The organism is Alkalihalobacterium sp. APHAB7, assembly GCF_048323755.1.
Classification (GTDB): Bacteria; Bacillota; Bacilli; order Bacillales; family Bacillaceae_F; genus Alkalihalobacterium.
Genome location: NZ_JBLWFS010000009.1, coordinates 64,627 through 82,966, shown reverse-complemented (window position 1 = coordinate 82,966; position 18,340 = coordinate 64,627). Strand labels below are relative to the sequence as shown.

20 protein-coding genes are annotated in these 18,340 nt (G+C 37.7%); 19 read left to right on the top strand and 1 reads right to left on the bottom strand.

The window, feature by feature from the left end:
• The first annotated feature begins 37 nt into the window (after window positions 1-37).
• From hisC to ACNSTQ_RS11210, 13 genes are all read left to right on the top strand, one after another.
• Window positions 38-1,129, top strand: a complete 1,092-nt coding sequence (gene hisC, locus ACNSTQ_RS11270) for a histidinol-phosphate transaminase (RefSeq protein WP_418199914.1) — start codon at window positions 38-40, stop codon at window positions 1,127-1,129.
• Entirely contained in the window at window positions 1,080-2,261 is a 1,182-nt protein-coding gene (locus ACNSTQ_RS11265; protein WP_418199913.1) for a prephenate dehydrogenase, read from the top strand. Before hisC ends, ACNSTQ_RS11265 begins: the two co-directional genes overlap by 50 nt.
• A 5-nt stretch (window positions 2,262-2,266) precedes the next feature.
• The gene (gene aroA / locus ACNSTQ_RS11260) at window positions 2,267-3,547 is read left to right on the top strand and encodes a 3-phosphoshikimate 1-carboxyvinyltransferase (RefSeq protein ID WP_418199912.1); all 1,281 of its coding nucleotides are present in this window, start codon (window positions 2,267-2,269) and stop codon (window positions 3,545-3,547) included.
• A gap of 428 nt (window positions 3,548-3,975) precedes the next feature.
• On the top strand, window positions 3,976-4,893 hold the full coding sequence (locus ACNSTQ_RS11255; protein ID WP_418199911.1) for a hypothetical protein: 918 nt from the start codon (window positions 3,976-3,978) through the stop codon (window positions 4,891-4,893).
• A gap of 114 nt (window positions 4,894-5,007) precedes the next feature.
• Window positions 5,008-6,273, top strand: a complete 1,266-nt coding sequence (locus ACNSTQ_RS11250) for a tetratricopeptide repeat protein (RefSeq protein WP_418199910.1) — start codon at window positions 5,008-5,010, stop codon at window positions 6,271-6,273.
• A 143-nt stretch (window positions 6,274-6,416) separates the two neighbouring features.
• On the top strand, window positions 6,417-6,944 hold the full coding sequence (locus tag ACNSTQ_RS11245) for a ReoY family proteolytic degradation factor (RefSeq protein ID WP_418199909.1): 528 nt from the start codon (window positions 6,417-6,419) through the stop codon (window positions 6,942-6,944).
• Window positions 6,945-7,070: 126 nt separating this feature from the next.
• Window positions 7,071-7,526, top strand: coding sequence for a YpiF family protein (locus tag ACNSTQ_RS11240; RefSeq protein WP_418199908.1), 456 nt, complete (start codon window positions 7,071-7,073; stop codon window positions 7,524-7,526).
• Between the two features lie 141 nt (window positions 7,527-7,667).
• Window positions 7,668-8,171, top strand: a complete 504-nt coding sequence (locus tag ACNSTQ_RS11235; RefSeq protein WP_275116539.1) for a ubiquinol-cytochrome c reductase iron-sulfur subunit — start codon at window positions 7,668-7,670, stop codon at window positions 8,169-8,171.
• 14 nt (window positions 8,172-8,185) lie between these two features.
• Complete coding sequence (gene qcrB / locus ACNSTQ_RS11230; protein WP_075384751.1) at window positions 8,186-8,857, top strand: menaquinol-cytochrome c reductase cytochrome b subunit; 672 nt, start codon at window positions 8,186-8,188, stop codon at window positions 8,855-8,857.
• Window positions 8,858-8,891: 34 nt separating this feature from the next.
• Window positions 8,892-9,668, top strand: a complete 777-nt coding sequence (locus tag ACNSTQ_RS11225) for a c-type cytochrome (RefSeq protein ID WP_418199907.1) — start codon at window positions 8,892-8,894, stop codon at window positions 9,666-9,668.
• 134 nt (window positions 9,669-9,802) lie between these two features.
• On the top strand, window positions 9,803-10,372 hold the full coding sequence (locus ACNSTQ_RS11220; RefSeq protein ID WP_418199996.1) for a DUF1405 domain-containing protein: 570 nt from the start codon (window positions 9,803-9,805) through the stop codon (window positions 10,370-10,372).
• Window positions 10,373-10,459: 87 nt separating this feature from the next.
• Window positions 10,460-11,242, top strand: a complete 783-nt coding sequence (ypjB, locus tag ACNSTQ_RS11215) for a sporulation protein YpjB (RefSeq protein WP_418199906.1) — start codon at window positions 10,460-10,462, stop codon at window positions 11,240-11,242.
• 126 nt (window positions 11,243-11,368) lie between these two features.
• Window positions 11,369-12,055 (top strand): zinc metallopeptidase, encoded by a 687-nt coding sequence (locus ACNSTQ_RS11210; protein ID WP_275116536.1) that lies wholly within the window; start codon window positions 11,369-11,371, stop codon window positions 12,053-12,055.
• Window positions 12,056-12,125: 70 nt separating this feature from the next.
• Here the strand turns inward: ACNSTQ_RS11210 and ACNSTQ_RS11205 are convergent, their stop codons facing one another.
• Entirely contained in the window at window positions 12,126-12,998 is an 873-nt protein-coding gene (locus tag ACNSTQ_RS11205) for a YitT family protein (protein WP_418199905.1), read from the bottom strand.
• A 228-nt stretch (window positions 12,999-13,226) separates the two neighbouring features.
• Here ACNSTQ_RS11205 and ACNSTQ_RS11200 point away from each other — a divergent pair, with 228 nt between their 5' ends.
• The 6 genes from ACNSTQ_RS11200 to ACNSTQ_RS11175 are packed head-to-tail and all read left to right on the top strand — an operon-like array spanning window position 13,227 to window position 18,085.
• A complete protein-coding gene (locus ACNSTQ_RS11200; protein ID WP_418199904.1) occupies window positions 13,227-13,562 on the top strand; it encodes a nucleotide pyrophosphohydrolase in 336 nt (111 codons plus the stop codon).
• Window positions 13,563-14,369, top strand: coding sequence for a 4-hydroxy-tetrahydrodipicolinate reductase (gene dapB / locus ACNSTQ_RS11195; RefSeq protein WP_418199903.1), 807 nt, complete (start codon window positions 13,563-13,565; stop codon window positions 14,367-14,369).
• Window positions 14,370-14,380: 11 nt separating this feature from the next.
• Window positions 14,381-14,773 (top strand): methylglyoxal synthase, encoded by a 393-nt coding sequence (gene mgsA, locus ACNSTQ_RS11190; protein ID WP_418199902.1) that lies wholly within the window; start codon window positions 14,381-14,383, stop codon window positions 14,771-14,773.
• A 30-nt stretch (window positions 14,774-14,803) separates the two neighbouring features.
• Window positions 14,804-15,931, top strand: coding sequence for an N-acetyl-alpha-D-glucosaminyl L-malate synthase BshA (bshA, locus tag ACNSTQ_RS11185; protein WP_418199901.1), 1,128 nt, complete (start codon window positions 14,804-14,806; stop codon window positions 15,929-15,931).
• Between the two features lie 14 nt (window positions 15,932-15,945).
• On the top strand, window positions 15,946-17,154 hold the full coding sequence (locus ACNSTQ_RS11180; RefSeq protein WP_418199900.1) for a CCA tRNA nucleotidyltransferase: 1,209 nt from the start codon (window positions 15,946-15,948) through the stop codon (window positions 17,152-17,154).
• A complete protein-coding gene (locus ACNSTQ_RS11175; protein WP_418199995.1) occupies window positions 17,117-18,085 on the top strand; it encodes a biotin--[acetyl-CoA-carboxylase] ligase in 969 nt (322 codons plus the stop codon). Before ACNSTQ_RS11180 ends, ACNSTQ_RS11175 begins: the two co-directional genes overlap by 38 nt.
• The last annotated feature ends 255 nt before the right edge of the window (window positions 18,086-18,340 follow it).

Sequence of the window (18,340 nt, the reverse complement as noted above, 5' to 3'; positions counted from 1 at the left end):
GCATTACAAATGAATACATAGAAAGAGGTGCATACAGGTGAAAGCAAAACCACAAGTTATCGGGTTGCCAGCCTATAAACCTGGAAAACCAATTGAGGAAGTTAAACGTGAATTAGGATTAGAAAGAGTTGTGAAGCTTGCTTCCAATGAAAATCCGTTTGGAGCTTCGAAGAAAGTCGCTGGGGCGATTTCACAACTTGCGAGTCATACTGCCGTTTACCCAGATGGTTATGCAGCGGAATTACGTAATAAAGTAGCGCAGTTTGTGAATGTCAATCCAGATCAACTAGTGTTTGGAAATGGATCGGATGAAGTCATTCAGTTGCTTTGTAGAACATTTTTAACCCCTGATACAAATACAGTGACTGCGGATCCTACATTTTCACAATATAAGTTAAATGCTGTGATTGAGGGGGCTGAAGTTCGTGAAGTACCGTCAAAAGACGGAGTTCATGATTTAGATGCAATGCTTGAGGCGATTGATGAAAAAACGAGAATTGTTTGGGTTTGTAACCCGAATAATCCATCAGGTACATATGTAAATGAAGAATCATTTAAAACATTCTTGGCTAAAGTTCCAAACGATGTTCTCGTCGTATCAGATGAAGCTTATTATGAATATGTTACAGCTTCTGATTTCCCGCAAACGGTTCCTTTACTTCAACAATATAATAATTTAATTATTTTACGAACGTTCTCAAAAGCATATGGCATGGCAGCCTTGCGTATTGGATACGGTATTGCTAACAAAGAGATTATTTCTTTAGTAGAGCCAGTCAGACCGCCGTTTAACACGACAACTTTCGCACATGCGGCTGCAATTGCTGCTTTAGAAGACCAACAGTTTATTAAAGATTGTTATAAGAGAAATGTAGAAGGAATTGAGCAATACATTCAATTTTGTGAGAAGTTTAATCTGAAATATTACCCAACACAAACGAATTTTCTCTTAATTGACTTTGGTATTCAAGGTGATGAAATTTTTGATTTTCTTTTGAAAAAAGGCTACATTATTCGCTCTGGAAATGCACTCGGGTTCCCAACATGTGCACGAATTACAGTAGGAAGCCAAGAAGAAAATGCAGGAATTATTCAAGAGCTCTCAGCATGGCTTGAAGAAAGAAAGTGAACTCTGTAGGTTAGAAGGAGATTTTAACGTGGAGAAACGCAAAGTATTTGTTATCGGTCTAGGTTTAATTGGAGGCTCAATTGCATTAGCGATTAGGAGAGAGCACGATGTCCATATTGTTGGCTACGACATTAATGAACAACAAGTAAAGATGGGCTTGTCTTTAAAAGTTATTGATGACGCAACTGATTCAATTCGAGCTGGGGTAAGAAATGCAGATCTTATTGTATTAGCCACACCAGTTACTAAAACAGAACAACTACTGGAGGATATTTCTAATTACGAATTAAAGCAAGGTGCAATTATTACGGATGTCGGCAGTACCAAACAAAGAATATTTCAAAGTGCAACTTGCTTAGAGGAAAAAGACGTAACTTTTATTGGGGGCCATCCTATGGCTGGCTCTCATAAAAGCGGGGTCGAGGCGGCAAGAGCACATTTGTTTGAGAATGCTTTTTATATTTTAACACCTGTAGATCAACAAAGTATGAACAAAGTTATTCAATTACAAAATTGGTTAAAAGGTACGAGAGCGCGTTTTATCGAGATGTCTCCTGAACAACATGATCGATTAGCAGGTGCTATTAGTCATTTTCCTCATATTGTTGCAGCGAGTCTTGTCCATCAAGTAGCTAAAATTGAAGAAGAAGATCCGCTTGTTTCAAGATTAGCGGCAGGAGGGTTTCGTGATATCACGCGAATTGCCTCAGGGAGTCCTGTCATGTGGCGGGATATTCTCATTCATAATAAAGAGAGCTTAATTGAATTGTTAGATAAATGGCAAGAAGAGATGAACTATGTAAGGGTCCTTATTGAGCAAGAGGAAGATGATAAGATCCACCAATATTTTGATCATGCAAAGAAATTCCGTGACGGTCTCCCAATTCATAAAAAAGGTGCTATTCCTGCGTTCTATGATTTATATGTAGACGTTCCCGATCACCCTGGGGTTATTTCTGATATCACAGGAATTTTAGCGAAGGAAAATATAAGTATTACAAATATCCGCATTATTGAGACTCGCGAGGATATTATGGGAGTTCTAAGATTAACTTTCCGTACGAATGAAGATAGAGAAAAAGCAGAAACGAGCTTAAGATCACATCTGTATGAAACTAATTTAATGGAGTGAGAGAAATGAGTAAAGTGGAACAAATCACTGGTGGCTTAAATGGAACAATTAAAGTACCAGGTGATAAATCAATCTCTCATCGTGCTGTTATGTTTGGTGCGATCGCAGAGGGGACAACTACGATTGAAGGATTTTTACCAGGTGAGGATTGTTTAAGTACGATTGATTGTTTTCGCAAACTCGGGATTTATATCGAGGCGCAAGGAGATAAAGTGAAAGTTGAAGGTAAAGGATGGGAAGGGTTAACGGAGCCTAGTGAAATCTTAGATGTAGGAAATTCTGGGACAACAACCCGTTTAATGCTCGGCATCTTATCTACACGCCCATTTCACTCTGTTGTTATCGGTGATGCATCAATTGCCAAACGACCGATGTCACGAGTAACGGAGCCTTTACGTCAAATGGGTGCAGTTATTGACGGACGTAATAACGGTAATTTAACGCCTTTATCTATTCGTGGAGGTCAAACGAAGGGGATTAATTTTACTTCTAAGGTCGCTAGTGCCCAAGTGAAATCATCACTATTACTTGCCGGCTTACAAAGTGAAGGTGTAACGACTGTTACTGAGCCCCATTTGTCACGTGATCATACGGAGCGGATGCTGCGAGCTTTTGGTGTTGATGTAGAAATAGATGGTCTGACGGTATCTGTTAAAGGTGGACAAGACTTAAAAGCACAGCATGTTGTCGTGCCGGGAGATGTTTCTTCGGCAGCCTTTTTCCTGGTAGCAGGTGCAATTGTTCCTAATAGTCGAATCGTTCTCGAAAATGTAGGAGTTAATCCATCACGTACAGGAATTATTGATGTTCTTCAACAAATGGGTGCTAAACTCGAACTGATCAATGAAAGAGAATCAAATGGAGAACCTGTTGCAGATATCATTATTTCCACATCGGATCTAAAAGGCGCTGAAATCGGCGGTGATATTATTCCGCGATTAATCGATGAGATCCCTGTAATTGCGGTGCTAGCTTCACAAGCACAAGGAAAAACAGTAATCCGTGATGCAGAAGAGCTAAAAGTAAAAGAAACGAACCGTATTGATACGGTAGTAAGTGAGTTAAGGAAGCTAGGGGCTGAGATCGAAGCTACAGATGACGGAATGGTCATAAATGGTCCTGTCCAGCTTAGAGGAAATACAGTCGATAGTCATGGAGACCACCGTATTGGGATGGCAATGGCAATAGCAGGCTGTGTTGCTAATGGTAGCGTTACGGTTGAGAATAGTGAAGCTATTGCTGTTTCATATCCTAATTTCTTTGACCATATTAAGAAGTTGTCATAAAGAAGAGTAGTCATTATAAATTACAGAAAATAGACAGTAGACGGAAATCAGTTGGATTTTCGTCTATTTGTGTTTAGTCGAACTGTTATGCTCTTAAGTTCGAGGACACTCCATGTTAGTTATTATATTTAGAGAATAACAGACCTAGAAAATATTTTTTTATTTTTCTGAAAGTAATTATTGACTTTGTCAGTATTTTCTATATAATAAAAATTAGCGTATGGTTTCTCTCCACTCCTATCCATACTAATAGACTTTTTAGCATCTTGCTAAACCTGTTTGAAAGCGTTTACGTTTTTGAACAGGTCTTTTTTTTTCTAGGTAAACATTAAGTTAAAAAGATATACGACTGTTAATATATACACAAAATAGGGAATGTTTTCTCAGTCTTTCTCATAGCTTGTCTATAGAAGAAAGGTGGGATAGTAATGAAATACATTCTTGCAGACGCTAAAAGGGAAGAAGGTTGTGAATTTATAAAGAAGTCTTACTACATTGAAAATGATTCTATTTCATATGTGAACGATAGGATGGACAAACTTAAATTTACACGAATAAATATGAGCGGATTTACTATAGCGGCTGGGCATATTATGAATGATTTCAACATAATTAACTTCAAACACAAAGAAGCTTATAAAATGAGGTTTAAGCGACTGATTGAAAAAGGGTGTACGACGATCGTTACGTTTCCATTTGTAGAGAATGTTGATGAATTAAAGAAGAAGTTGAGGCATGCACGTCACCAACTAATTAATAGTCCTATTGATTACGTAATTGGGATTCAAACGAATATTGATGGATTTACTCCTGCTCTCGTTCGAAAATGTAAAAATGAAAAAGTTCCAATCATCCTCGTTAATATCACATCAGTTGAAGATTTTTATAAGGTTGCGTGGGGACGTATTAAAGAAGCGATGCTAACTTACCAACTTTTGGTTATCCCAAATTGGACAGTTACTCCATTAACAAGAAAAGAAGAACAAAAGCTTGCAGATACGTGGGAAATGCTCTCGAATCAACATCGTATTCCAACCCACCATCCGTTTTTGTGTGAACATGAGCCTTTCTCTAAGGTTCTTTCAAAAAAAATCGGGCTATATCCAAAAAAAAGTGAACTAATTGCTGGAAGCGATGTTGATTATATCATGTTTCAGAAAGATGCACCTGGACAAGAAGTTTGCGATACTCCAAATGAGCCAGCTGTCGTTGTCCTGCGAGGAAAAGTACTAAAAGCTGGGGATCACGTTTATTATAAGCCTGGCTACGGAAGAGAAGTACGTATTGCGGTTCCGAGGCACTTCTTACCAATTACTGAAGCTTATAGGGATGTTATAGATCTATAATGTGTTGTCTATAATGCGAAAAGATAGTTAAAAGCAAATATTCATGCTACCATCATAATATAATTATGATGGTGTTTTTATTGAGTAAAATAAGGTACCACGCAGGAGGCTGTTATGCAAAAAATAATAAATGCAGTACATAAAATAGAGAATGGGGAAGTCGATCAAGGACTTGCACAACTTGAAGAACTTGAGAATACGACTAATCATGAAACAAAATTTGAACTGGCGGAAACCTATTATGCGTTAGGACATATTGATAAAGCAAAAAAACTGGTGGATGATTTACTCATGATGTATCCAGATGAAGGTGAATTATATACGTTTTCTGCCGAGTTATTAATCGACCAAGATCAAGAGGACGAAGCAATTGAAATGCTCTTAGAGATTAAAGAAGATGATCCTGCTTATTTAAGGTCACTTTTATTATTAGCAGATCTATATCAAATGCAAGGGTTAGATGAAGTCGCAGAACAAAAATTGTTAAAGGCAATCGAGAAAGCCCCAGATGAACCGATTGTCTCTTTTGGTCTCGGTGATTTTTATTTAGCAAGAGGTGATTTTCAAAAGAGCCTCCCACATTTAAAAAAGGCATATCACGCAAATGTAGAAATGGAAGGGTTAAATATCGCATTACGTTTAGCTGAAGCATATAGTGGTACAGGAGAGTATGAGGAAGCTTTGAAATTATATCAGGAGGGTCTCGATCAACAATTAGACATTCATGCGCTGTTTAATTATGGGTATACAGCATACCAAATTGAACAATACGAGCTGGCAATTGAACAATTCAATACATTAAAGGAACTTGATCCGGAATTCAGCAGTGTGTATCCATATTTAGCAAAATGTTATGAAGTGCTACACCGGTATGAAGAGGCCATTAAAATCATTAATGAGGGTCTGTCAGTTGATCAATATAACGAAGAACTGTACGTTCATGGTGGGAAGTTAAGTTTTAAGATGAAAAACCGTGAAAAAGGGGAAGAATATTTAAGAGAAGTCGTCGCAATTAATCCGAGTCATTTTGAAGCAATACGTACATTAGCAGGATTCCTAAAGCATGAAAATCGTTTTGATGACTTAATTGACTTGGTCGAATACTTAAAGGATATCGGCGAGGGAGATCCGGTCTTAACGTGGTATGAGGCAGTAGCAAGATATGAGAATGATGACATTGATCAAGCGAAAGAGTGCTTTGAGGCTGTTAAAGTAGATTTTGCAGATGATGTTGATTTTCTTGAAGAATATGGGAAGTTTTTAATGGAAAATGGAGAACGACAGGAAAGTCTCCGTTTATTTAAGCAGGCCATCACTTTAGATGAAACACGGTTAAATATTAAAGAATTCATTGATTATTTAGAAGAGGACATACAATAAATTGTTCATAATCATGTAACAATAATTTTGTACTTTTTAGAGGATTTGAACTGTAAGTTAGAGAATAATTATATACATAAGATTCTTTCTGTTGTCGTGTCAAATGTGAACTAAGGTATTAGCCTTTCGGGGAGGGAATCAGGATGAGCAGCACTATTTCAGTATATGAGAAGAAAGAGTTTTTACGTTGGTTTCTTAATGAGTATCAGTTGAAACGAAGAGAGTGTGCTTGGCTCTTAAATTACTTAATTAGTGATGAAGACTTAATGGAAAAAGTTCATTTTGTGGAAAGAGCTGAATATTGTCCAAAAGCATTAATTATTTCTACAACTGACGTTGATCATGTTCCGTTTTGTTTCCATAAGCAAAAGCATGTAACGATGGATGCAGAAAAGGCTTTTCATGACATTCGCCTTAATAATGATGAGGACGTATATATTCAGTTGAACTTCTCGAATGCTAAAACAAACCCTCATTATGTTGCTGTCCTTGAAGAAAATCCGTATTTACCAGCAAATGAAATGGCAACGGCTGATGCAATTATTGCTGAAATTTTTCTTGATAAAGTTTTAGCTTCGTTTAGTGACAAACAATGGTATGAAAAAGTGGATGAAGCGTTAGACAAAAGAGATGAAGATACATTTTATAAATTAACAAAAAAGAAGAAATGATAAGTAGAAGCTGATTTATTGGGGGCTCTAAAGCTCTTAGAATAAGTCAGCTTGTTTTATTTTTGTACTTTTTTCTGTAAGATAAGAGAATATTAATATTTTAGTTGTTATAAGGAGAGAGTAGAGATGAAATGGTTAGCTAAAGAAATGGATACATATTTACAAGCAAAAGAATATGTGGATACTGCGTTAATTCCGTTAATCCCTGTAAGCTGGGAGAAGGAGATTAAGTCCACAGTGGCGATGGGAGAATTCATTTCAATTATCTCTAGTGAATTAGAACGGCAATTCCAAGGTAGAGTGATTGAATTTCCAGCATTTACATATTTGAAGAGTGATATTGAAAAGTTAGAGCGCCTTAAGAGTTGGGAAAAAGAACTTAAAGAAAATGAAATTAAACACATTGTTTACATCACTTCAGATTTTGAATGGGAACAGGCAAAACAAGAGTTGACAGAAACGCTTATTTGGCTACCTTCTATTCCATTAGAACATATGGACCAAAAGCATAAGGTCGAGGTCATTGAGGGACAAATTAAACAGCTTATCCCCTTTTTGACAAACAAGTGGCAAAATCGTTAATTATGAAATTTCCGTGGCATTTTGACTTCTGAAAAGATTGACATTGAAAGAGTAGTTAGCTATCATGAGTATGTCCTAGTATTATATGTGTTAAATTATGTCCGGTTGGACTTAACTTACAAACGTAGGGGGGGAAATAGAGTGAGTGAGAAAGATCATAAAGTATCAAGACGTCAATTTTTAACGTATACGCTAACAGGGGTTGGCGGTTTTATGGCTGCAGGTATGATCATGCCTATGGCTCGTTTTGCGTTAGATCCAGCTTTAAAAGTTGGTGCTGAAAGCGATATGGTTCCGATTAATCTTCATGTAGATGAAGTTACTTCAGAGCCAATCCGTAAAAACTTCCAATTTGAGCAGGTCGATGCATGGTATACTTCAGAAGTAACTGGGGCAGCTTGGGTATTTAGACAAGGTGATGAGATTATTGCATTATCTCCTGTATGTACTCATTTAGGCTGTACAGTAGACTGGAACACTAATCCAGACTTTGAAAACCAATTCTTCTGTCCATGTCACTTCGGTCGTTTTGAATTAGACGGTACAAATGTTGCTGGTACACCACCAACACGACCACTTGATGTATATGAATTAGAAGTTAGAGACGGATATATTTACTTAGGTAGACCAATTCGAAGAGGATAGGAGGGGCGTAGCTCATGTTACAGAAAATTTATGACTGGGTTGATGAGCGTCTCGATATTACTCCTATGTGGCGTGATATCGCGGATCATGAAGTGCCTGAGCATGTTAACCCTGCCCATCACTTTTCAGCATTTGTTTATTGCTTTGGTGGGTTAACATTCTTCGTCACAGTCATCCAGATCCTATCTGGTATGTTCTTAACGATGTACTATGTACCAGATATTATTAATGCTTATCATTCCGTTGCATATTTACAAAATGAAGTAGCTTTTGGTGTTATCGTTCGCGGTATGCATCACTGGGGAGCTAGTTTAGTTATCGTAATGATGTTCCTACATACGTTACGTGTATTTTTCACAGGATCATATAAGAAACCTCGTGAGTTAAACTGGGTAGTCGGAGTACTTATTTTCTTCGTAATGTTAGGCCTTGGTTTCACAGGTTATCTTTTACCTTGGGATATGAAAGCGTATTTTGCAACTGTAGTAGGTTTACAGATCGCTGAAGCAACGCCGATTATCGGTGGGTTTGCGAAAACACTACTTGCTGGTGGAGAAATTATTGGGGCAGCGACGTTAACTCGTTTCTTTGCAATCCATGTATTCTTCTTACCAGGTGCTCTTTTAGGTTTACTAGGAGCTCACTTCTTCATGATTCGTAAGCAAGGTATTTCTGGACCGTTGTAAAAAATAAAAGACAATTTATAAAGGAGGGAAATCGATGCATCGTGGTAAAGGGATGAAGTTTGTTGGTGACTCTCGTGTTAAAGACTTAGAACACAGAAAACCTAACATTCCAAAAGACTATTCTGAATATCCAGGTAAAACGGAAGCGTTTTGGCCAAACTTCCTATTAAAGGAATGGATGGTTGGTGCGGTATTTTTAATCGGTTACTTATGTTTAACTGTTGCCCATCCATCGCCATTAGAGCGTATGGCTGATCCGACTGACGCAGGTTATATTCCGCTTCCTGACTGGTATTTCTTATTCTTATATCAATTATTAAAATATGAATATGCTGCTGGTGTATACACAGTTATCGGTGCAATTGTAATACCAGGTTTAGCGTTTGGTGCTTTACTTTTAGCGCCATGGTTAGATACTGGAAAAGAAAGAAGACCATCCAAGCGTCCTGTAGCTACAGGTTTAATGCTTTTAGCAGTAATCGCTACTATCTATTTAACTTGGGAGTCTGTTGACCAACATGACTGGGAAGCAGCTGCTAAGCAAGGTGCAATCATTGAACACGAAATCGATGATACAGCCCAAGGATATGAAATTTATGCCACGCAATCATGTATCGGATGTCACGGTAACCAAATGGAAGGTGGATCTGCTGGTTACGCTTTAGTTGAAACAGGCTTAACTGTTGATGAAATTAAAGATATCGTAATTAACGGACAAGGTTCAATGCCTCCTGGCTTATTCGACGGTACTGATGAAGAGCTTGAAATTCTTGCACAGTTTATCGCCAATGACGGTCAAGGCGACGAATAGTTTTTAATGAAAAGCTGACTATATAGTCAGCTTTTTTTACACATTAAATTATTATTAGTAGCTTCAGGTTCTCAAGAATACGAAGGAGTGTGTTTCGTGTGATTTCATTATTAAAGATTTTCAGGCAACCCCTCATGTTATATATGTTATTGATCATCAATTTTTTCGGTACGATCTATGGGTACTACTGGTATAAGGATCAACTGGCTGCAACACCAACACACTTTTTAATTTTTGTTCCTGACAGTCCAACAGCAAGCTTGTTTTTCTTATTTGTATTAATCGCTTTTATTTTAGGTAGAAATGTTCCACTTCTTGAAGCACTTGCGGCTGTTACTTTAATTAAATATGGGTTGTGGGCTGTAGCTATGAATATTGGCGCGGGAGTGACCGGTTCTCAATTAGGGTGGCAAAATTATATGCTGATCGCATCTCATTTAGGGATGGCGCTGCAAGCGGTCTTATACTTACCTTACTACCGGATCAAAGGGTGGCATTTAATGCTCGTCGCTGTTTGGACATTACATAATGACATTATTGATTACGTTTATAATATGCATCCATATGTTTCGTGGAGTCTTCAACCATACATTCATCATATTGGCTATTTTACATTTTGGCTAAGTATTTTTTCGGTACTCGTAGTTTATTGGTACGGAGTTCGAGAAGATCGATTGAAGCTTTCTATTCGACCTGAAAAGTAACTTTGAAAAGTCGCAAAAACTTGTCCTGAAATTGGTCTACTCTTGTCCACACCTTCATAGATTAGAGTAGATGAAGGAGGGACCGAAATGCGCTCGTTTTTACTTATATTACTTACTATTTTTGTTTTGAGCATGCCAACATATAGTAATGCCGCTGAGGATAAGGAATATTGGCGTACGCTAAATGACACTTCGGATAAAGTTTTACAATTAGTAAAGCAAGAAAAGCTTGAAGAAGCAAAACAATTGTTAGATTATTTTTCGAAGCAATTTTTATCTTTAGATCATAAGCAATCTTCCCTATCGATGAGCGATCTTCAAATCATTACTAAATCATATGAGCGAGCAATGGAGTCAGTTACTGCAGTTTCCATGAATCGTGTTGAGCGAGTTAGGTTGGCGACAGAATTTAGGCTCGTTGTTGATGCTTTGACTAGTCCGCACCATCCTCTGTGGCTGAGTTCTGAACAAACAATTATGAAGTCAATTAATGAATTAAAAGGTACAATGCAACAAAAAGATGCTCAAGCTTTCCGCCATAAAATAAATGAATTTCTACGTGTATACCAAATGATACGACCAGCATTACTAGTTAGTGTCGAAGGTGTACAAGTTCAAAAAATTGAATCACTCGTTCAATTTATCGATCGTTATGGAAACGATATGATCCATGACACTAGTATGCAAAAACAATTGTTTGTGATGGAAAAGGAATTCCAGAATTTGTATCAGCAAGTTAAAGAAGATAGTGCAGATCCGTCGCTTGTTTGGGTTATGCTAACTATTGGTGGAATGATTATTATTTCATTATCTTATGTAGGCTGGAAAAAGTACCGAGCAGAAAAGCGACGTGTGAAAGTTAGAGATTAGATATTCACCATTAACAGTGTGTAAATGTCAATAACTCGCCACAATATAGTTAGTATATAAATTGACTTTTTTTGATGTTTAAATTAGAATAATTATAAAAGTGTACATCGAGAGGTGAGTTTACAAATGGGTTTAGGAGCATTCTTAGTTTATTTTGCGATTATCTTAATCATTCCAATTTGGGCGCAAAGAAAAGTAAAGTCGGCCTATAAGAAATATTCTCAGGTTGCGGCTACATCGGGTATGACTGGTGCGCAAGTTGCTCGAAAGATTTTAGATGATAACGGATTATATGATGTTACAGTTGAGCCGATTCGAGGAGAATTAACGGATCATTATGACCCGCGTGCTAAGGCTGTGCGTCTTTCAGAAAAGAACTACTATGGGAATTCTGTTGCAGGTGCTGCTGTTGCTGCGCACGAAGTCGGACATGCGATGCAGGATGCAGAAGAGTATGCGTTTCTGCGTTTCCGTCACGCACTAGTTCCTGTAGCGAATTTCGGTTCAAACACGTCATTTATTATCCTTATTGCAGGGTTTCTTATGGGAATGTCAGGATTAGTCCTTTTAGGGATTATTTTCATGGCTGCTGCGGTTCTTTTCCAAGTGGTTACGTTACCGGTTGAGTTTAATGCAAGTAGTCGAGCCATGGGACAAATGGTTTCTTCAGGAATTATCCGCAACGATGAAGAACGTGAAACGAGAAAAGTTTTAGATGCTGCAGCATTAACATATGTAGCGGCTGCATTAGTTGCTGTTATGGAACTCGTTCGTTTTGTACTGATGTACATCGGAATGAACAGTGACGATTAATTAAAAGGAAAAAAGAAAAACGACTGAAGGAACCTACTCCTTCAGTCGTTTTTAGCTTTCTTGAATTTTTCTAATTTTCTAATGGTTTCTTATTTTCATCTAGTGTGAAGCCTTCACCAATCACATCTTGAACGTCATTGACGGTAACAAATGCATGGGGGTCAATTCTTTCAACTAATCCCTTAAGACGAATAAGTTCATTTCTACCCACTACGCAGTATAGTACTTCCTTATCGGAACCAGTAAAACTTCCCTTTCCATTAAGTACAGTAGCTCCCCGGTCCATTTCTTTTAAGATGGCACTTGCAATCTCAGGGACACGATCTGAAATAATAAACGAAGCTTTCGCTGAATAAGCACCTTGTTGGATAAAGTCAATGACTTTGGCTGCTATAAATACAGCTAATAGCGTATACATGGCTTCGCGATAGTTTAAATAAAGTAAAGATGAGCCAATTACCATTGCATCAAAGATAAACATCGTTTTTCCCATACTCCAACCGATGTACTTGTAACCTAATTTTGCAATAATGTCTACCCCACCTGTTGTTCCACCGTAACGGAACACAATACCAAGACCGACACCGATGAATACTCCTGCAAAGAGAGCCGCAAGAGTCATGTCATCATGAAGTGGTAAAGAAATAACGGGATAGCGTTGAAAAATATACAAAAAGAGCGAGACACCTAAAGTACCGATGATCGTGTAGATAAAAGTATGCCTTCCTAGAATATACCAACCAACGAAAAATAGAGGTATGTTTAAAAGGAGGTTTGTTATAGCTGGATCAAAATTGAAGATAAAGAATAGGATTAGTGTAATTCCCGTAAATCCGCCATCAGCTAAATTGTTCTCCATATTAAAATAAACTAGCCCAAAAGAAAGAATGGCAGAGCCAAGCAGAATAAAGAATACATTTTTAAATTTAATACGATAGGTCATGTTTTACGTCCTTTTTTAATTATTGCGGATACAAATGGGTGTCGCACGAATATTATACTGGATATGCATTATTTGGGCAAATTGGTTATCAAATTATCCTCGCTAAAGGTTAAAAGTTGTAGTTATTACATCAAATCATTCCACGATCTATAGAAATAAATGTTTTATTCGATAAATATTTGTCAAATGCTCCTGAATTAGCTAACATGAATATAAGGGGTGTTGAGCATGGAAGATCGAAGCTTGAAGGATATGCAAAAGGAAGTAGATGCATACATAAGTCAATTCAAGGAAGGTTATTTTAGTCCATTAGCGATGCTAGCACGAATGACAGAAGAATTAGGTGAACTAGCACGTGAAGTGAATCATTATTACGGAGAAAAGCCGAAAAAAGATTCAGAAGACGAGCGCTCTATGGAACAAGAAATGGGCGATCTTTTTTTCGTCCTTATTTGTTTTGCTAATTCATTAAATATTAATCTAGATGAGGCATTAGAACTTGTTATGGAAAAATTTAAAACAAGAGATGCCAATCGTTGGACAAAAATAGAGGAGGAATCATAAATGACAGAGAACAGGATTAAGATTGTTATTGCAGGGCCAAGAGGGAATATGGGTAGTGAAGCGGTAAAAATGGTGACAGCAACTGAGCATTTCCAGCTTGCGGCAGTAGTGGATTCAAAAAATAACGGGAAGTTATTAAAAGATATTGAAGGACAGCCAGCATTAGATGTTCCTGTTTATGAGGACCTAGCAGTATGTTTAGCTGAGCATGAGCCACATGTCCTTATAGATTTAACAGCACCCAAATTTGGTCGAAAACATATGGAAATTGCCTTTAATCATGGAGTGCGACCTGTGGTGGGGACGACGGGCTTTAGTGAACAAGATATAAATGAGTTAAGAAAGGTAGCTGAAGATAAAAAGTTAGGTGCCATTATTGCGCCAAATTTTGCAATCGGTGCAATTCTTATGATGAAGTTTGCACAGGCTGCTGCTAAATACTTACCTGATGTTGAAATCATTGAAAAACACCACGACCGAAAACTGGATGCTCCATCTGGAACAGCGATTAAAACCGCTCAACTCATTCAGGAGGTTCGAGCTTCAAAAGTCCAAGGACACCCAGATGAAGTAGAAGAATTAGCAGGCGCTCGTGGCGCAACTATCGATGGTATGCATATACATAGTGTTCGGTTACCAGGATTAGTGGCCCATCAAGAAGTCATTTTTGGAGGACAAGGTCAAACATTAACGTTAAGACATGATTCAATTAATCGTACATCCTTCATGCCTGGTATTCAGTTATCTGTAGAAACAGTTATGAAAATGGACACGTTAATTTATGGATTAGAAAATATTATTGAATAGGGGAAATCAAAGTGAGAATTGCATTTATCGCACATGATCAAAAAAAATTAGATATCGTCAATTTTGTTACTGCCTATGAACACATTTTCAAAGAGCATGAATTATTTTCAACAGGCACGACTGGACAACGTATAATGGACGCAACTTCTTTGAAAATTACGCGATTTTTATCTGGTCCGTACGGAGGAGATCAACAGATCGGGGCACTAATCGCTGAAAATCGAATGGATCTAATTATTTTCTTCAGAGACCCATTAACGGCACAACCTCATGAGCCTGATGTAAGTGCTCTTTTGCGTCTTTGTGATGTTCATTCTATACCGTTAGCAACCAATATGGCTACAGCAGAAATCTTAATAAAAGGAATTGAACGTGGAGAGCTTGAGTGGAGACAGAAAAATTAAAGCCAAAGGCCAAAAGAAGTGAGGAGACGTATGAAACTAAAAATCGGAATTAGTTGTTATCCTTCGGTCGGAGGTTCTGGAGTTATTGCAACAGAATTAGGAAAGCTGCTAGCAGAACGTGGGCATGAAGTTCATTTCATTACTTCTAGCGTTCCTTTTCGTCTTGATAAAATTGATCCAAATATATTTTTTCATGAAGTAGAGGTAAATCAATACTCTGTATTTAAACACCCTCCATACGATTTATCTCTAGCTAGTAAAATAGCTGAGGTTGCCAAAAGGCAAAAGTTAGATATACTTCATGTACACTACGCCGTTCCTCATGCAATATGTGCCTATTTAGCAAAACAAATGGTTGGTGACCATTTAAAGATTGTGACGACATTGCATGGTACGGATATCACCGTTTTAGGATATGATCCTTCTTTAAGTGAAGTTATTCGATTTGGGATCGAACAGTCTGATACTGTAACGGCAGTCTCAAATGATCTTGTGAGACAAACTGGAGAACTGCTAGACGTAAATAAAGACATTAAAACGATTTACAACTTTATAGATGAGCGAGTGTATTATAAGAGAGACAATACTGAGCTTAAAAGGCAATATCGAATTGCTGAAGAGGAGAAGGTTATTGTTCATATCTCTAATTTTCGCCCTGTTAAACGAGTAAAGGACGTTATTTTAAGTTTTGCAAAAATTAACGAACATCTGTCTTCAAAGTTACTGTTAATAGGTGATGGACCCGAGTTAACTGTTGCTTGTCAACTTGTCAAACAGTTAGGGATTGAGGAGCGCGTATTGTTTTTAGGTAGTCAAAAAGATGTAGCTGAGATTTTATCCATTTCTGACTTATTACTTTTATTATCTGAAAAAGAAAGTTTCGGTTTAGTTGCACTAGAGGCGATGGCATGTGGGGTTCCTGTCATCGGAACGAATATTGGTGGGATTCCAGAAGTAATTGAGGATGGTAAAACAGGATACATATGTGAAGTCGGTGATATATCGACTATAAGTGATAAGGCAATTAGTTTATTAACAGACGAAGAGATGCATAAACAAATGAGCGTAAGTGCACGTGAGCGTGTGTTAGATCATTTTAGTTCAAAAGATATTGTTGATCAATATGAGCATATTTATCATTCAACTCTCAACAGATGAAGAGGGGCAACAGTATGGAACCGTTATTTTTAATTGGATCAAAAGTTATTCACAAGATAAAGCAACAAGGCGATGAAGCTTATTTTGTCGGGGGGGCAGTCAGAGACTTTCTCTTACAACGACCGGTTCATGATATCGATATTACGACATCTGCACCTGTAGAGCGGATTGAAGAACTTTTTGAGGTAACGATTCCTTTAGGTAAAGAGCATGGTACGATTATTGTACGTTTAGAAGAACAGTCTTTTGAAGTAACCACTTATCGTTCTGTTTCTGACGGTAGAAGTACTTTAGCTGAAGATTTACAGAAACGAGATTTTACTATTAATGCAATGGCCATGAATGAAAAAATGGAGTTAATTGATCCATACAACTTTTATAACGATCTTGAAAATCGATTAATTCGTGCTGTGGAGAATGGAGTAGAACGCTTTGTGGAGGACCCGTTACGAATGCTTCGTGCGTGTCGCTTTAGTAGTCAATTAAACTTTGAAATTGAAAAGGAAACATTTGACGCAATTACAAAGTGCCGAGGTTTAACTGAAAGAACAGCAATTGAAAGAGCGGTTACTGAATTCGAAAAGCTAGTAAAGGCAAGGACGTTTTCGCGTGGCCTCCATTACATGTTATCTTCAGGTTTAACACAGCACATTTCATTTTTAAAAGGTAAGGAGAAAGCTTTAGAAGATTTAGCTGCGATGAAGCTGGAAATACTTTTGTCACTTGAAGAGGTTTGGGCAGCCTTTTTATATGTTGATCAAACTGAACAAGATCTAATAAGTTATTTGAAGGCTTTAAAAAAGTCAAAGCAGTTTGTTCATCAAGTCGTTCGGTTACAAGAAGCATTGAATACTTATAGAAACAACGGCTGGACAAACGGACTCATATACAAAATCGGTCTAGAAAACAGCTTAAAATTAGGGCGATTACTCTACACTTTACACCCGGAAGAAAACCATGTACATACTGAGCAATCCTTAATGAAATGGCACAATAACTTGCCTATAAAAAGTCGCCGGGACTTAAATCTAAATGGACAGTTACTAGTACAGGCATTTCAGAAAGAGCAAGGTGCTTGGATTGAACGTCTACTAGTAAAAGTAGAAAAGGCAGTACTAGCACAAAAGGTTGCAAATAATACAAGAGAAATGATAGCTTGGCTAATGAAAGAGAGGGATATCAATGATGAAGGACAAGCTTTTGGAGATGCTTTCAGAAAATGAGGATGGCTTTGTATCTGGGGAAAAGATCAGTAATAATCTAGGTTGCTCAAGAACGGCGATTTGGAAACATATTGAGGAACTTCGTAAGAACGGGTATGAAGTGGAGGCAGTTCCAAGAAAAGGGTATAGAATTATAACAAGACCTAATACCATTTCACCGCATGAAATAAAGGTGTACTTACAAACTGAAAAAATTGGACAAGAGCTTACTTATCATGAATCACTACCGTCTACACAAGAGGTTGCCCATCGTTTAGCACAAGAAGGAGCAGCCGAAGGACATGTAGTAATTGCTGATGAACAAACATCAGGCAAAGGAAGGTTAGGCCGAGTTTGGCATTCTCCAATTGGGACGAGTATTTCAATGAGTATTATTTTACGTCCAAAAGTATCTCCACAGAAAGCGCCTCAGCTAACGCTGCTTGCTGCGGTTGCAGTGGTAAGAGGTATTGAGAAAACGACTGGTTTACAATGTAGTATTAAGTGGCCAAACGATATTCTACTGAACGGCAAAAAGATTGTGGGCATCTTAACAGAAATGCAATCAGAGCCTGACTATGTGCATTCTGTCATCATTGGAATAGGAATTAATGTAAATCATAAACGCGAACAGTTCTCATCTGAACTTCGTGAAATTGCCACTTCTTTAGCGATTGCCAAAGGTGAAGAAGTTAGTCGAGCGAAGTTAATGAGTAATGTTTTCTATGAGTTAGAATCATTGTATAAGCACTATCTCCTAGAAGGCTTTGATGTGATCAAACCACAGTGGGAAAGTTATGCAATAAGCCTCGGTAAGCGAATTATTGCAAGAACAATACAAGGAACTATTGAGGGAGTGGCTAAGGGCATTACAGATGATGGTGTACTTCTACTAGAAGATGATGAGCAGGTTGTTCATCAAATTTATTCCGCAGATATTGAAATAAAATAAAGAAAAGTTGATCACAAATCTGTTACATTTTGTTATACTCTTGATATGGGCAGTATCCATTAGAACTGCACCTTTTGGATTAAACTACTTTTATACACAATTTTAAACTTATGTAGTCTGCCTTGATCCATTTAGGGACTGGGACAGAGGGATGAATTAAACCGATCAACTGTTTGACAGTGTTGACTTATAATTCCTTTGAATCCTTCTTCCGGTGTGGAAAGAAGGATTTTTTACATCTTAGCCTGTCGGTTT

Bases quoted from the DNA above. Each gene is read 5' to 3' on its own strand.
- ACNSTQ_RS11220 (WP_418199996.1), top strand. From the start codon at position 9,803: ATGTTATATATGTTATTGATCATCAATTTTTTCGGTACGATCTATGGG.
- ACNSTQ_RS11245 (WP_418199909.1), top strand. From the start codon at position 6,417: ATGAGCAGCACTATTTCAGTATATGAGAAGAAAGAGTTTTTACGTTGG.
- ACNSTQ_RS11210 (WP_275116536.1), top strand. From the start codon at position 11,369: ATGGGTTTAGGAGCATTCTTAGTTTATTTTGCGATTATCTTAATCATT.
- bshA (WP_418199901.1), top strand. From the start codon at position 14,804: ATGAAACTAAAAATCGGAATTAGTTGTTATCCTTCGGTCGGAGGTTCT.
- ACNSTQ_RS11250 (WP_418199910.1), top strand. From the start codon at position 5,008: ATGCAAAAAATAATAAATGCAGTACATAAAATAGAGAATGGGGAAGTC.
- ACNSTQ_RS11255 (WP_418199911.1), top strand. From the start codon at position 3,976: ATGAAATACATTCTTGCAGACGCTAAAAGGGAAGAAGGTTGTGAATTT.
- ypjB (WP_418199906.1), top strand. From the start codon at position 10,460: ATGCGCTCGTTTTTACTTATATTACTTACTATTTTTGTTTTGAGCATG.
- aroA (WP_418199912.1), top strand. From the start codon at position 2,267: ATGAGTAAAGTGGAACAAATCACTGGTGGCTTAAATGGAACAATTAAA.
- ACNSTQ_RS11180 (WP_418199900.1), top strand. From the start codon at position 15,946: ATGGAACCGTTATTTTTAATTGGATCAAAAGTTATTCACAAGATAAAG.
- ACNSTQ_RS11265 (WP_418199913.1), top strand. From the start codon at position 1,080: ATGCAGGAATTATTCAAGAGCTCTCAGCATGGCTTGAAGAAAGAAAGT.
- ACNSTQ_RS11175 (WP_418199995.1), top strand. From the start codon at position 17,117: ATGAAGGACAAGCTTTTGGAGATGCTTTCAGAAAATGAGGATGGCTTT.
- dapB (WP_418199903.1), top strand. From the start codon at position 13,563: ATGACAGAGAACAGGATTAAGATTGTTATTGCAGGGCCAAGAGGGAAT.
- ACNSTQ_RS11225 (WP_418199907.1), top strand. From the start codon at position 8,892: ATGCATCGTGGTAAAGGGATGAAGTTTGTTGGTGACTCTCGTGTTAAA.
- ACNSTQ_RS11205 (WP_418199905.1), bottom strand. From the start codon at position 12,998: ATGACCTATCGTATTAAATTTAAAAATGTATTCTTTATTCTGCTTGGC.
- ACNSTQ_RS11200 (WP_418199904.1), top strand. From the start codon at position 13,227: ATGGAAGATCGAAGCTTGAAGGATATGCAAAAGGAAGTAGATGCATAC.
- ACNSTQ_RS11240 (WP_418199908.1), top strand. From the start codon at position 7,071: ATGAAATGGTTAGCTAAAGAAATGGATACATATTTACAAGCAAAAGAA.
- qcrB (WP_075384751.1), top strand. From the start codon at position 8,186: ATGTTACAGAAAATTTATGACTGGGTTGATGAGCGTCTCGATATTACT.